Here is a 14,217-nt window from a genome sequence, read left to right as displayed (position 1 = left end):
CGCCGGTGCAAAGGTTCCCCCCCATTGATTCAGGCCCCACGGCATTGCGCAGACTAACGGTCGCCGCTACAATCGCCTCCCATGTTACCAGCCGCCGGGGGTGATCTCACCGATGCGTCGATAGCCGCATGCTTCTATCCTTCGTGATTCTGTATCTTGCCTGTTCGGTCGGGGTTGGGCTTTATGCGGCAACCCGCGTCCACAACACCAAAGATTTTGCCGTTGCCGGGCGCTGTCTCCCGCTTCCTGTGGTGACGGCCACCGTCTTTGCCACCTGGTTCGGGGCCGAAACGGTGCTGGGCATTTCCGCCACCTTCGTCAAGGATGGACTGCGAGCCGTGGTGGCCGATCCGTTCGGCTCAAGCCTGTGTTTGATTCTGGCCGGCCTGTTCTTCGCGCGTCGTCTCTATCGGCTGAATCTGCTCACCATCGGGGACTTTTACCGGTTGCGGTACAACCGGGCGGTCGAGATGCTGTGCACCCTCTGCATCGTGGCGTCCTATCTCGGCTGGGTATCAGCCCAGATCAAAGCCCTCGGCCTCGTGTTCAACGTCGTGACGGACGGCGCCATGAGTCAGCAGGCCGGCATGGTGTTGGGCGCGCTGATCGTGCTGACCTACACCACGTTCGGGGGCATGTTTTCGGTGGCGATTCTTGATTTTGTCCAGATCACGATCATCATGGGCGGCATGTTGTACATCGGGTCCGTGATCAGTGGCCTGGCCGGAGGAGTGGGGACGGTGGTCGCTCATGCGGCGGCGGCAGGGAAGCTCGAGTTCTTCCCTCCGGCCAATCTGGACCTGTGGATTCCGTTTCTGGGGGCGTGGGTCACGATGATGTTCGGGTCCATTCCGCAGCAGGACGTGTTTCAGCGCATCACCTCGGCGCGGGATGAACGAACGGCGGTGCGGGGTTCCGTGCTGGGCGGTACCCTCTACTTTTTCTTTGCGTTCGTGCCGATGTTTCTGGCCTATTCGGCCACGCTCGTCGACCCGTCACAGGTTGCAGGATTGTTGGCGCGGGACTCGCAGCTCATTTTGCCGACCCTCATCGTGCAACATACCCCGATGGTTGCGCAGATTGTATTTTTCGGCGCGCTGCTGTCCGCAATTATGAGTTGCTCGTCGGCGACCTTGCTCGCGCCGTCGGTGGCCTTCAGTGAGAATATCGTGAAAAGTTGCATGCCGACGATCAGCGATCGCGGCTTGTTGCTGGTGATGCGCTCGGTGCTGGTCGGGTTTGCCGGTGTCGTCTTGCTGTTTGCGCTCAATTCTGAAGCCAGTATTTTTAAAATGGTGGAGAGCGCGTACAAAGTGACATTAGTCGCGGCGTTTGTGCCGCTGCTGGCAGGGCTCTATTGGCCGGGTGCGACCACTCAGGGGGCGCTTCTAGGTATAGTGGCCGGTCTGGGAACCTGGTGGTTGCTGGAAACCTCAATCACGCCGGATCACGTCTGGCCTCCACAACTCGTCGGCCTGTTGGTTTCGGCAGCGGGCATGGCGGTCGGGTCTCTGTTGCCGCAATGGATTCCGCATTCTGCCGCCCTGGCCGGATCGGTGAACCAGCCTTCGCTCACGCGCCCTGCGGAGGAGTGATGAACAATGGGGCATTGCAGCAAGGGCAATGACTCATGCGGGCTAGGCGGGAGAGACCGGCTGCAGGATTTCGCGTACCAGCCGGATCAGGTCTTCAGGCGAGAACGGCTTTTGCAAAAAAGTCGTCTGTCCCTGCGACTCGTCTCCCGTGACCGGCGGATTGTCGCTATACCCTGACATGTAGAGGACCTTGAGGTCGGCGAAGTGACTGCGGAGACGCATCGCCAACTCCTTGCCGTTCATGCCGGGCATGACCAGATCGGTGATCAATAAATCCACGTGGAGCGAGGTGCGGCGAATCAGATCCAAGGCCTGGAAGCCGTCTTCCGCTTCATGCACCGTATACCCGTGGGTGCGAAGAATATGCTGCGTCAGCAACCGGACCGAGGGTTCATCTTCCACAAGGAGGATGATTTCCGTTGCCGTCTTGTGGTCGGGTGCGGGGGCGTTGGCCGGAAGTGCGATATGCGGAGGCATGACCTCCGGGAGAAAGACCGTCATGGTCGTCCCGTGCCCCACGGTGCTCTCCACCGAAATCGTCCCGCCGCTTTGATGCACGATGCCGTAGACGGTCGAGAGGCCGAGTCCTGTGCCTCGACCAGGCGGCTTGGTGGTAAAAAACGGCTCAAAGATCTTTGCCTTCGTGGCCGCATCAATGCCGGTTCCCGTGTCGTGGACGCGCAGCCGCACATAGGTTCGGGTGGTGCGTGCTTCGTGGTTGGGACCCCATACCTCTTGAGGAAATACCTGGGACGTGTCGATGGTCAATGTGCCGCCGTGCGGCATGGCATCGCGGGCATTCACGGCCAGGTTGAGCAGCACCTGTTCAAGCTGCACGGCATCGGCCTTGACCCACCGCGGCGTGGGATCGAGCTGCAACACGATCGTGACATGTTCTCCGATGAGGCTCTTGAGCAGTGCCATGAGGTCTCGAATGACTCGGTGTAGATCCAATGACACCGGGTGAAGCATCTGTTTGCGGCTGAAGGCCAGGAGTTGCCCGGTGAGGGCCGCGCAGCGTTCGCCGGCGCGTTGAATTTCCTGGACGAAGTAACGGGCTGAAGAGTTGTGACTGAGCTCCTGAAGCAGCACCGCGCTGTACCCGAGGATGACGGTCATGACGTTGTTGAAATCGTGCGCCACGCCGCCGGCCAATCGTCCCACCGCTTCCATTTTTTGGGCCTGCCTCAGCTGGTCTTCCAGTTCGCGGGCCTCGGTAATGTCCTCTGTGATCCCGCTCAGGCTGTCGACGTCACCCGTTTCGGAACGGTGGATGACCATCCGGTCGTGGATCCATCGGATTTTGCCGTCCGGGCGAACGATGCGATACAGCAGCTGCACATCCCGCCCGCTCGGATTCGTCAACTCGGCATCATAGACTTCCGTCACCATCCGCTGATCATCCGGATGGACACAATCCCGCCAGAGTTTGGGATTGTCGTAGAACCGCGCGGCCGGCAGTCCCCAGATCCGTTCAAACGCCGGATTCACGTAGAGAACTTGAGGCGGTTGGGCACGCGCGAACCAGACTCCCTGGTTGAGGTTGTCGGTGAGATAGTTGAAGCGTTTTTCACTCGAGAGCCGCGCGCCCTCTGTGAGGCGATGCTCACGCACCTCCTGCTGCAGTCTGGCATTGGCCTGTGCCAGATCGGCCGTGCGTTCGGCGATGCGCTGTTCCAAGTCGCTCTGAGCGGTGCGCAGATGCTCTTCAATCACACGGCGTTCGTGAATCTCTTTGGTGATTTCCTGATTGAGCCGTTCCACCGCTTCCGTGCGTGTGGTCAGTGACCGGATCAGGCGGAGCTTTTCCAACTGCAGCCGCATGGAGGAGAGCAGCACCCGATTGAAATTCCACGCCGAGTGGACGGTGGCGATGAGAAACAGGCCACCCATGACTCCCATGATCCCGTGGAATTCGTGCCCGCTGAACAGGAGGTGCCCGAGGGCAGGTACTGTCACCGGTACGGCATAACAGAGGAACAGGGGCAGAGAGACCGAAAGCACGGAGATCGCGCCCGCCGTCATCCCGCCCAACACAAAGAGATGGACGAGCTCATAGGGCAGGGGAATTTCCTGGGCCAGAAAATAGACACTGCTCCCCCAGGCGACGCCGGCCGCGGTGGTACCGACCAGCATCCAGCGGTGCCAGTCTGTGCTGCTCCAGTGGGAGGGAACGGCACGGCGATACTGAAAGATCAGGACGGCCCGCGCGGCGGCGATGACGCACAGGACGAGGACCCACGCCACCAGCGGCGTATGGGGAACGACCGACCACTCCACCGCGGCAAGAATCGCCGCATTGGCGGCGCTCGCCAACACACCGGTCGGCATGTTGCGATAGAGCACGTGCACTTGTTGGGCGTGGAGGTTCGTCGTAGGGTCGGCCTGAGACGGGCGATCCATGGAATGGCCTCGCTCGAAAACAGCGTCACTGCGCACAAGCAACCGGAGAGACGGTTAGAAGAACGCTGCGCATCGTGAGTGACGGTACTCTAGCACGATCAAGGAACGGCGGGGCATCAAAAATTCACCCGGAGGTTGATGGAGCCGACATGTAAGGTCGTGCGGTAGGTGCCGTTGACGGTCGGATTGACGTTGCCGGCGACTGTTCTATGTTCATACAAGATCGCCTGGTACGCGAGGTCGACGCCAAGCCCCTTGGGGCTGAGGGCCTTGTCTGATCCGCCGCAAGGAATGACTCCAAGAAACCGGCCATGCTCCCGACACATGAAGCCGATACCGGTGGATACGGCATGGTTGTCGCCGTCGGGGATGGCAGGGTTGAAGGTCTGGTCGGGAATCGCTTTCTGGGAATGCCAGTACCCGGCGCGCAAGGCGACGTCCCAATCGGGCAGCGGCGCGGGATTCAGCCACTTGTGCTCCGTGCCGATCATCACCGTGTATCCGCTGTTCCAGTTGGCCGGCGTGGCGACGGTCAGGCCGTTCGACAAGTGGGCGTCTAAGTTGCGGACCGATTTCCAACCCGTATAGTCCACATCCAATTCCAGTTTCCATTCCCGCTCTTTGTCGCGGACAGGCCAGAGTGCGATACCGGCTGTGAGTACTTGAGGGACGACAAACGTCGTGCGGGCGTCCGCCACACGGGTGCCGCCAGCCAGCAATTGACCGTCCAGGTGCAGGGTCGCTTGGCTGCGATAGATGAGGCCGATGTTCACGAGCGGGCGTCCGTCTTCGTTGCGCAATGGGGTGTACAGCAGGCTGGCATTAAAGCCGGCCGCCGTATCCCGTCCGTTCAGCTCCATGCCGGTCCCGGCAGGAATGCCGAGTCCCCCGGGCCAGCGAAACTGGCGCTCCACCTGTCCTTCACCAAAGGCTCCCGAAAACGTGTAGATGTCGGCGCCGAGGCCGATGGCCAGATCCGGTATCGGCCGGAAGGCGATGGAGGGGCGAATGTCGATGAGTTCGAAGGCGGCCTTGGTGGTGGCGGTGGAAAAGGGGCTGCTGTCCGACCAACGCGTCAGGGTGCCGAACGGGCTGAAGACGGCCAAGCCGACCGCGGTACTGTCTGATGAGCCGATGCCGAGATCCTTGAGGTTCGCGGTGATGTAAATATTCGACGGCGGCGGAACGGCCACACTGCCACGAAGATCCCCATTGGCTTGCGTGCCTGCAGCATTCTGGAATGAGAAGCCGCCGGCGATGAGGGTGGTGCCGGCAGACAATTGCACGCCGCGGAGTTGCGTCATGCCGGCTGGATTGTAATATCCCGCGGAGGCATCGTCGGCTTGGGCCGTGAACGCGGACGCCTGACCGGTGGCGGAGGCGCTGTGATCGTAAATGCGGAAACTGCCTGCCGAAACAGATGCCGGAAACGCGGTGAGGCCGGCCACGACGACGCCGCAGGCGAGAATCATCAGTCCGGTGCCGAGACGGCGGCATGTGCTTGCAGGTGTGCGGCGGCAGTTGCCTGGCCGCGGCAATTTCGCCGCACACAGGTCGATCGTCGGTGACACAGAGATGGCGTCCTTAATAGGGGAGAGTCTGGTCTTCACCGGGTCTTTCCTCATGTGATAAGTCTGGCAGGCTGTTGAAAAACGCCGCCGCCGGCGTTCTCACGGCGCGCAGAGGCTCCACGTACCGTAGCGAGTACGCATCGCCTCTTCGCTTGTTGCGGCCTTGCTGCACGGCATTTTTGAACAGCCTGCGAATGATGCTGGGTGTGTCCGTGAGAAGCCGAACAGCTATGGACGCCACGTTCTTACGTAGTGTGTCAACGACCTGCTAGGTACAAGGTCGTAGGCAACCGGCCCTGTGGCGCCCATCTAAGAGCACGGCGGGTGCTTTGTCAAGCCTGGCGCCCTGTCCGGCCATGATTCGCACGATGTCTCCGGATGTGATTTCGTCCGGCGGATCGCGTATGCTCGGTCCATGGGGATGTGGTGGTGACGGGCGTCGTGCGTTGGTTCGTACGAGGACTTCTGATCCTGGCGGGCATCGTGCTCCTTGTCGCAGGGAGCGCCCTGACCTATGGCCTCTACCTTTCCACCAGCCTCGCCCTGCCGACGGGCGATGAGCATCCGCCTCGTCTCATTTACGGCGCGCCGTTTCTGCTGAAACCTGATCTGGACGTTGCCGCCTCACATCTGCTCGAACGCCTCAACCGTCTCGGGTACCACCAGGTCGACACGACGGTTCGCTCGCCGGGGGAGTACCGTGTGACGCCGACCGACATCGACATTTACCTGCACGAGTTTCCCGATTTGCATTTGCGCCCCGTTCCGGCCCGCTTGGTGCTCGATCAGGGGCGTGTGGCACGGGTGCTCTCGATTCAGAGCGGTGATGAGTTGTTTCCCGCCTATGTGGAACCGCAACTCATCAGCGGATTGCGCGGTGCTTCCCGACAGGTACGGGAATGGGTGTCGTATGACGATCTGTCGCCACGATTCCTGGACATTCTCTTGGCGATCGAAGATCGACGCTTCTTCAACCATCCGGGCATCGATCCGGTTGCCGTGGTGCGTGCGATCTGGACGAATCTCACACGCGGAACCGTCATTCAGGGCGGGAGTACGATCACCCAGCAGCTGGCGAAAAACCTGTTCTATTCCCCGCAACGGACGTTCGGAAGAAAGCTGAAGGAGTCCATTGCGGCCTTGGTCTTGGAGGCGAAGTATCGCAAACAGGCGATTCTCGAAAGTTATGCCAATGAGATTTATCTCGGGCAAGTCGGCTCGGTCTCCATCTATGGGGTCGGGGAGGCGTCTCACCGGTATTTCGGGAAACGCATGGAGGCGTTGAGTCTGGAGGAGGCCGCGTTGCTGGTGGGCATGATCAAGGGGCCGAATACCTATTCGCCGTTGAGAAACCCCGCCCTGGCCAAACAACGCCGCGATGTCGTCCTGGGGCGATTGCATGAATTGGGCATGATCGACGAGGAGGCCCGGGCGCAAGCCGTCAACGCACCGGTTCGGGTGATGCCGCCGCAGGATACGTTGGCCGATGCGCCCTTCTTCGTCGATTATCTGCTTCGGCAGGTGGAGGAGGCCACCGGCACGCCGCTTCCCGACGGCGTCCGGGCGTACACGACCCTTGATCCCCTGTTGCAGCAGTTGGCCGCGCAGACGTTGGCGCGCGAGTTGATCACGCTCGAAACGGCGTATCCGGCGCTGAAACACCATCCCACACCCGTGCAGGGGGCACTAGTGGCGATTGATCCCGCCACCGGCGGGATTCTGGCCATGGTAGGAAGCCGTGATTATCGCCTGAGCCAGTTCAATCGGGCCGTGCAGGCGAAGCGTCAACCGGGTTCATTGTTCAAGCCGCTGGTCTATCTCGCCGCCTTGGAGGCTCGCCGTGAACTGGCCGGTGGGCAACCGATGACCGCCGCGACGGTGATTGTGGACGAACCGGTTACCCTCGACTCTGGAAACGGCGTCTGGGCGCCGCAAAACTATGATCACAAATTCCACGGGACGGTTTCGCTACGAGCGGCATTGGAACAATCTCTCAACATCCCGGCGGTCAAGATCGCGCAGGCGGTCGGGACCAAACGTATTCTCCATCTCGCTGAGAGTCTGGGAATCCGGAGTCCCTTGGCCGACAATCTGTCCATCGCGCTGGGGACCTCCGGCGTCTCGTTGTTGGAACTCACCTCGGCCTACGGAGCCTTGGCACATGGGGGCTTGATGGTGGCCCCGACGGCTGTGCAGGCGGTGATGACTCCGGAAGGGGATCCGGCCTGGCACCATACGCCGGTTCGGCGTCAGGCGGTGTCGCCCCAGGGAGCCTACGTGATGACGTCGCTCTTGAAAGGAGTGGTCGAACGGGGAACCGCGGCGAAAGCCAAAGCGATGGGGCTGCGCGGGGTCGTGGCGGGCAAGACGGGGACGACGGACGGGTATCGCGATGCCTGGTTCATCGGCTATACGCCGGAGCTGGTGGTGGGGGTGTGGGTGGGCTTCGATGACGAGGAGACCTTGCATTTGACCGGAGCGCAAGCCGCCCTGCCGATGTGGGTGGAATTCATGCGTCGGATCATGCCGGCGACTCCGCGTGATTTCGCCCAGCCGCCGGCGGTGGTGACGCGCGAGATCGATCCCCAGTCTGCGCAACTTGCCACCTCGAAATGTCCGCAGCGGGTGGCGGAGGTGTTTATCGAGGGCACGGAGCCGTCGGTTTACTGCGAAGTGCATGGCAGCGGATTCTGGGAACGGGTGAAACGCGGTTTTGGTTTTTTCTAGGTGTGACCGCGAAGCTGGTGTAGGCTCGCTCCATGTTGGGATGGTTCACAGGTTCATCGGCCACCGCCTGCGACAAGGAGCTCGTGATGATGAAGAAGTCCGGCTTTGTGGAAAGCGACAATATCACCCTGTTGGCCAAGGGCGTCTTGCTCAGAGGGGAAATTCATGTGGAGGGCACCGTGCGCATCGACGGTCGGTTGGAGGGCGACCTGCAGACCGCCGGCACCGTCGTGATCGGGGAAGACGGGGTGGTGCAGGGCACCATCACCGCCGGGATCGTGATCAGCAGCGGGAAGATCAAGGCCACGGTCCGCGCTACGGAACGGTTGCAGCTGCTAAAGACCGGTCTCCTCATCGGCGAGGTGCATACGCCGGCCTTTTCGATGGAAGATGGCGCAAAATTTCAAGGCACGTCGGACATGGGCGTGTCGTCTTGGGGCGAGGATGCGCAGAAACTCCCCCCCAATGTCCGTGATATTGCCTCGCAACGTCCCAAGGCTGTTGCCGCAGTGGGCGACAACGCCTGACGCGCGTGCGTTCGGGCGCGCTGGGCCTATGCCTCGGCGCTTTCCCAAGCCTTCCGTTTTCCTCCTCCTTCTCCTGCGTACACCCGCTCAGGCACGACGGTCGGAAGACCCGCGCGTGACATCCTGAGCGGGTTCTGTTATCAACGGCTGCAATGCGTTTGCCCGGTACACGTTTATGAACCGACGCCAGATATTCGCACTCTGCTTTTTCGGCGTCTTATTGGCGCTGCTGTATCAGATGGCTCTGATGTTCCGCCCCTTCGTGTTTCCGGTCCTCTGGGCGGTCATTCTGGCGCATCTGTGCTTTCCGCTGCATGTTCGTGTGACGGCGTGGTTGGGAGGCAGGGAGTCGCATTCCGCCGCACTGCTCACGCTGGCCGCGCTTGCGTTGGTTGTGGTGCCGCTGGTCGTGCTCAGCGTGATGCTCGTCAAGGAGGCCGGGTCGGCGGAGCGAGCGGTGCGCGAATGGATCGCTTCCGGAGGGGTGCAGCAATTGCCCGATCGCCTGTCGGGCTTGCCGGGCGGGAGCGCGGCCAGGGAATGGCTGGAGCGCGTGACAGGAAGGGAGAGCGATCTGGAGCAGTTCGTCCTTTCCAGCGCCAAGACGTTCAGCAAGTTCGTCGTGGGCGAGTTGAGCGATCTCGTGCGGGACATTTTCATGCTGGTGGCTGATTTTCTGGTCATGGTGTTTACGTTGTTCTTCTTTTTCAAAGACGGCCGGCATTGGCTGATGTCGCTGTATGGCCTGATCCCGCTCGAATCTTCACATAAGGACAAGATCCTCCTTCGCTTGGACCAAACCATTCGTGCCGTGGTGAAGGGGATCGTGTTGACGGCCATCGCCCAAGGCCTGCTCGCCGGCGCGGCCTATGCCGTCCTGGGAGTACCGTTCCCCATGGTGTTAATGGCACTGACTATTTTGCTGGCCCCGCTGCCGTTCGGCGGGACGGCGCTCATCTGGGGGCCGGTTGCGTTGTATCTCCTATGGACCGGGGCGGTGGGGAAGGGGTTAGTGATGCTGGCCTGGGGGATCGGGGTCGTCTCGACGATCGACCAGATTTTGAAACCGTTGTTTATCGGGCAGGGGGCACAGGTTCCCGTATTGTTGCTGACCTTCAGTGTGCTGGGGGGGCTGGCGGCCTACGGCATCCTGGGGTTGTTCCTGGGGCCGATTCTCGTCGGCCTCTTCCTCACCGCCTTGCAGATCTACCGGGACGAGTATCAGCCATCGGCGTCGTCGCTGGTCCAATCTTGACCAGTTTCCTGGCCATGCTCGATCAATCCAGGGGAATGGTGATAGTCATTCCGCCCATCACATCATTGAGCGCGAAGTCGCGCTTGGGGCTCAGCGGATGGCTGTTGTGGCACTTGACGCAGGCAGCTGAAATCGCTCGATCTGAGTAGATGGCCTGAAAGTATTGTTTGCGGCCGCTCGTGACGATGCCGGTGAACGGCCGGTCCGGGTTCTGCGCAAAACTTTCCAAGGCCTTGCGCTCCAAGTCTGTGGCGGGCGCGTTGCGCTGGTAAATCGGCCAGAGGCTGATGAGGCGGTAGCGAATGCCCCGTCCGGACTCCGCGACGAGTTTGCCGGAGTGTTGCAGGAATTGCGCGGGGAGAGGGAGCGCATTTTCGTGTTCCCAATGTTCCGCGGCGGATACGATCCCTTTGGCCTGCATGCGGTTGACCACTTGGTTGGTATAGATCGTCCGGTCGGCATCCAGTACGGCATGCACGAAGTCGGCGACCTTCTCCGGTGCAATCCCTGCCGGGGCAACGTCCTTGGCGTGTAACGAATAGGTTGAGGCGCACAGCAGCAGCAGTGCGAGCCATAACAGCCGTGTGTGGGCGAATGTCAGGATGAGACGCATGGCTCCTCCTTCCGTACCCCGGACTTGTCCGCCGGTAGTGTCATGACACAGGTGGTGCCCTGGCCTTCCGGGCTTTCCAGCCGGATCTCGCCGCCGAATTTTTTGATCAACCTCTGCGCGACGGTCAGGCCGAGGCCAGAGCCTTCTCCCTGTCCTTTGGTCGTATAGAACGGATCGAAGACTTTTCCGAGGTGCTGTTTGGGAATGCCCGGCCCGTTGTCGCGGATTCTGATGGTCACCATGTCATCCTGCTCTTCCGTCGTGAGCCACAAGTCGCCCTGCCCGTTCATGGCCTGAATGGCATTTGTGAGTACATTGATGAAGGCGAGTCGGAGCTGATCCGGGAGCGCGGTGACCGGAGACACCGCCACATAGTGTTTCTGGACGTTGAGGCCGAGACATTCATGAGAGGTCTGCACAATGGCCAGGGCCTGCTCCAGTTGGGCGGTGACATCGACGGGAATGCGCTGGCTCTTGGATTCCCGAGCCGCGACGCCGGTGAAGTCGCGGATAATTGCGGCCATCTTCCGGCCATGGCCGACGATGTCCTGTGCATACCCTTTGGCGCGCGCCAAATCCCCCTCTTCCTGAATGGCCTCGCCGAGACCGAGAATGCCGAACAGCGGATTATTGAGTTCGTGGCCGATGCCGGCGGTCAGGACGTCCAGGCTGCCGGACTTTTCCGCTTGAATCAGCTGATCCTGCAACCGGCTTTCATCGGTGGTGTCGCGCAAGACGAGTCCGAACCGTTTGCCTGCGCCGCTGCGACCTTCGAGCGGGAACCACTCGTAATGGTACAGGTGGGGACCGATACGCAGTTCCCGCCGGAGTGACGGGGGTGCGGGGCTGAGGGCTTGATTCAGCGGGTCTCGTGCTTCCTTGGGCGCCTGATCTCGATCTGCAGGGGGCGGGACTACGGGCATCCCTGCTTCAACCAAGCGCAGGTCTCGACGGAGGGCCTGGCGATGCTCGTCATCGATGGGCAGCACGTCAAACAACGGCCGGGAGGACCAGTCCTCCGCCTGTGCATGCAAGGTGTCCCGCGAGGCCCGGTTCATGTACTGGATCAGGCCTTGCTGGTCGATCATGATGATGGGTGTCGGCACGGCGTCGAGCACCTGGTCCGTCGATTTTTGCAGGTACTGCACTTCCTGGGTTTTTTCTTCGACCTGGGTGCTCAGGCCGGCAAAGGCCGCCTCCAGCTGTGTGTGCATGCGGTTGAATTCAACGGCCAGCTCTTCCAGTTCATCGCCCGTGTGAATGTTGATCGGCTCCTGTAATTCGCCGCGCCCGATCAGGCGGGCGGCTTCCTGCAGCCGACGGACCGGCGTCACGATCCGGCTGGCGGCAAAATATCCCAATGTCGCAAGCAGGCAGAGGGCCACGGAGGCAAGGATCAGCATCCACAGCATGAGATGTCGGATCGGCGCGAAGAGCTCGTCGGAAGACTGCCAGACAAACGTATGCCAGGCGCCGTTCTCCACGGATCCGTTAGTGGCGCGACTGGTTTCAGGCAGCAACGCGAATCCGATGATGGCGGTGCCTTGCCCTCCGTGGCCGTCGCTGTCAGCCGTGACCCAGCCCGGTTCCCGACCGGTGACCTTAGGAATCAGCGCCAGATCCGACAGGCGAACGCCGGTTGGAAGGATCGGGCAACTCAGCACAGTCCCCCGGCTGTCGATCAACATGACATGGCCGGTCTTGCCGAACCGGATGGGATGTGTAGAAGGAGAGAAGAATTCCTTGGCATCGATGACCCGGTGCAGGACCCCCACCACTTCATAGCGGAGACTGTCCATGATTGGCAGCGAAATGCTGAAGACATAGGTCTTGGCCTGCTCATCGAAGTGCAGGTCCTCGATAAAGAGCTGGCCCACCCCCTTGTTGTAGGTGCCCTTCCACCATGGACTGTCCGCATGGGCAAAGCCGGGGGAGGTCGTGAGCGCGGCGAAGAGATTGCCCTGCACGTCCGTGACGAACAGCTTTTTGGTGGCCGCCCGCACCACCTGGGGCAGCAACAAGTCGGATTCACTCTGTGAGCCGGCGTAAAATCCCCGCAGCAGAAGCGCGGTGGAATTTTCGGTGATGGCTCTAACCGCGACGGGGTCTCGGGCGGCCCAACTGGTGCGCTGCTGGGTGATGGCTGCCGGGGACACACGTTTATCGCCGGATTGCAACAGATCGCGGTGTCGCTCCAGTTGTTGGATGATTTCCGGGTGGACGGCGATGCGGGAGGTTCTTGCCACCTCTTCGGCCACGAGCAAATCCAACTTTCTGGCGGCCTCGGTGGCCAGGGCTTGAAAACTTTCGCCGCTGACGACTTGGATTTCCTTGGAACCGCGCAGGAAGGCCATGCCGAGGCCGAGCAGCAAAGGGACCACGCCGACCAGCAGCATGGAGACGATCAGCTTGCGCTGTAGTCCCCACCCAAGCGGGTTGGATGAGGGGGGCTTGGGGTTCGTCACAGGGGTGCGCATGATGTGGTCGGTTGCATCTGTGGAAATTCGATTCGGAACGTCGTGCCGACTCCGACGTCGCTTTCGACGCAAATGTGCCCGTCCATTTTCGAGATGACCGACATCACATTGTACAATCCCAACCCTGTCCCTTTCCCGGGTGGTTTTGTCGTGTACAGCGGTTCGAAGATTTTGGAGAAGGCTTCCTTCGGAATGCCGCACCCGGTATCGCTTACGGAGGCGCTGACCGTGCCGTCCGGTCCGATACGGGTTTCGAGCGTCAACGTGCCGCGGACCTGAATGGCCTGGACCGCGTTCGTGATCAAATTGACGAAGACGTGCAGCAGTTCGTCTGGATTGCCTTTGACGACGGCCTCGTCGACGTATCGCTTTACGACCGTGACATCCTGTAGCGTCACGGCATACCGGGCGATTCTCAAGGCTTCGTCGAGTTTCGTGTTGAGGTTGACCATGACGTCTTCGACGGCGCCCTTGCGTCTGGCGTATCGGGTGAGGTCCCGGCAGATGGCGCTGGTGCGTTTGACTGCCTCGGTGATGTCGCGGGCCTGCTCGTGGACGACGGCGAGGTCCTGCTCGTCTTCGAGATTTTCCGCAAGGCCGAGGATCAACTGCAGCGGATTGTTGATATCGTGTGCGATGCCGGCTGCGAATGAGCCCAGGCCCGCGAGTTTGTCGGCTTGAAACAGTTCGGCCTCCAGTTTCGATTGATGTTGGACGAGCTTCCAGAGCAGTCGAGCCGCTGCTCCGCTCAGGACCTCGGCGGTGGGGCGCTTCAAGGTCTGAATCATCCGCGTCATCGCCGGATCGCCCGTCACGTCCATGATCAGCGTGACGCGCTCGTTCTGGATGAGGTCGGCTGCTTGCGGTTCAACGAGCACATGGAGGTCCCGTGCTCGTTGAAGGCCAGGGGCCGCGGGATCCTTGTCCGTGATGCCGACGATGTCGACGTCGGGGATTTGATGAAGGAGATCCAGGAGCGCGACGCCGCCTTTGCCCGCTCCGATGATGGCTATCCTCGTGGCGTTCGGTGTCATGCCTGCGTTCCGTGT

At 61.1% G+C, this 14,217-nt stretch carries 9 protein-coding genes; 4 read left to right on the top strand and 5 right to left on the bottom strand.

Annotated features, from left to right (window positions below):
- Positions 1-128 precede the first annotated feature (128 nt).
- Positions 129-1,595 carry a high affinity choline transporter 1 gene (locus tag KJA79_RS13220; protein ID WP_213042516.1) on the top strand — a complete coding sequence of 489 codons (1,467 nt, stop codon included), beginning with the start codon at positions 129-131 and terminating at the stop codon, positions 1,593-1,595.
- A gap of 42 nt (positions 1,596-1,637) precedes the next feature.
- Here the strand turns inward: KJA79_RS13220 and KJA79_RS13215 are convergent, their stop codons facing one another.
- A complete protein-coding gene (locus tag KJA79_RS13215; protein WP_213042515.1) occupies positions 1,638-3,998 on the bottom strand; it encodes a hybrid sensor histidine kinase/response regulator in 2,361 nt (786 codons plus the stop codon).
- Between the two features lie 116 nt (positions 3,999-4,114).
- A complete protein-coding gene (locus KJA79_RS13210; protein WP_246507645.1) occupies positions 4,115-5,623 on the bottom strand; it encodes an OmpP1/FadL family transporter in 1,509 nt (502 codons plus the stop codon).
- A 375-nt stretch (positions 5,624-5,998) separates the two neighbouring features.
- On the opposite strand from KJA79_RS13210, the gene KJA79_RS13205 reads away from it, so the two are divergent.
- The 3 genes from KJA79_RS13205 (at position 5,999) to KJA79_RS13195 (ending at position 10,078) form a co-directional block, all read left to right on the top strand.
- Positions 5,999-8,296, top strand: a complete 2,298-nt coding sequence (locus tag KJA79_RS13205; protein WP_213042514.1) for a PBP1A family penicillin-binding protein — start codon at positions 5,999-6,001, stop codon at positions 8,294-8,296.
- Positions 8,297-8,382: 86 nt separating this feature from the next.
- Complete coding sequence (locus tag KJA79_RS13200) at positions 8,383-8,823, top strand: bactofilin family protein (protein WP_213042513.1); 441 nt, start codon at positions 8,383-8,385, stop codon at positions 8,821-8,823.
- 175 nt (positions 8,824-8,998) lie between these two features.
- Positions 8,999-10,078, top strand: coding sequence for an AI-2E family transporter (locus KJA79_RS13195; protein ID WP_213042512.1), 1,080 nt, complete (start codon positions 8,999-9,001; stop codon positions 10,076-10,078).
- A 22-nt stretch (positions 10,079-10,100) separates the two neighbouring features.
- Here KJA79_RS13195 and KJA79_RS13190 read toward each other — a convergent pair whose 3' ends face one another.
- The 3 genes from KJA79_RS13190 to KJA79_RS13180 are packed head-to-tail and all read right to left on the bottom strand — an operon-like array spanning position 10,101 to position 14,202.
- A complete protein-coding gene (locus KJA79_RS13190; RefSeq protein WP_213042511.1) occupies positions 10,101-10,691 on the bottom strand; it encodes a Tll0287-like domain-containing protein in 591 nt (196 codons plus the stop codon).
- Positions 10,676-13,168: an ATP-binding protein gene (locus KJA79_RS13185; RefSeq protein ID WP_213042510.1), complete on the bottom strand. Its 2,493-nt coding sequence runs from the start codon at positions 13,166-13,168 to the stop codon at positions 10,676-10,678. The genes KJA79_RS13190 and KJA79_RS13185 overlap by 16 nt, the downstream gene beginning before the upstream one ends.
- Positions 13,153-14,202: a sensor histidine kinase gene (locus tag KJA79_RS13180; protein ID WP_213042509.1), complete on the bottom strand. Its 1,050-nt coding sequence runs from the start codon at positions 14,200-14,202 to the stop codon at positions 13,153-13,155. The genes KJA79_RS13185 and KJA79_RS13180 overlap by 16 nt, the downstream gene beginning before the upstream one ends.
- Between the last annotated feature and the right edge of the window lie 15 nt (positions 14,203-14,217).

Source organism: Nitrospira defluvii (genome assembly GCF_905220995.1).
GTDB classification, from domain to species: Bacteria; Nitrospirota; Nitrospiria; order Nitrospirales; family Nitrospiraceae; genus Nitrospira_A; species Nitrospira_A defluvii_C.
Note: the sequence above shows the minus strand (reverse complement) of the source record. Positions and strands in the feature narration are given on the sequence as shown.

Excerpts from the sequence above, each read along its gene's own strand:
- KJA79_RS13220 (WP_213042516.1), top strand. The coding sequence starts at position 129 with ATGCTTCTATCCTTCGTGATTCTGTATCTTGCCTGTTCGGTCGGGGTT.
- KJA79_RS13215 (WP_213042515.1), bottom strand. The coding sequence starts at position 3,998 with ATGGATCGCCCGTCTCAGGCCGACCCTACGACGAACCTCCACGCCCAA.
- KJA79_RS13210 (WP_246507645.1), bottom strand. The coding sequence starts at position 5,623 with ATGAGGAAAGACCCGGTGAAGACCAGACTCTCCCCTATTAAGGACGCC.
- KJA79_RS13200 (WP_213042513.1), top strand. The coding sequence starts at position 8,383 with ATGATGAAGAAGTCCGGCTTTGTGGAAAGCGACAATATCACCCTGTTG.
- KJA79_RS13195 (WP_213042512.1), top strand. The coding sequence starts at position 8,999 with ATGAACCGACGCCAGATATTCGCACTCTGCTTTTTCGGCGTCTTATTG.
- KJA79_RS13190 (WP_213042511.1), bottom strand. The coding sequence starts at position 10,691 with ATGCGTCTCATCCTGACATTCGCCCACACACGGCTGTTATGGCTCGCA.
- KJA79_RS13185 (WP_213042510.1), bottom strand. The coding sequence starts at position 13,168 with ATGCGCACCCCTGTGACGAACCCCAAGCCCCCCTCATCCAACCCGCTT.
- KJA79_RS13180 (WP_213042509.1), bottom strand. The coding sequence starts at position 14,202 with ATGACACCGAACGCCACGAGGATAGCCATCATCGGAGCGGGCAAAGGC.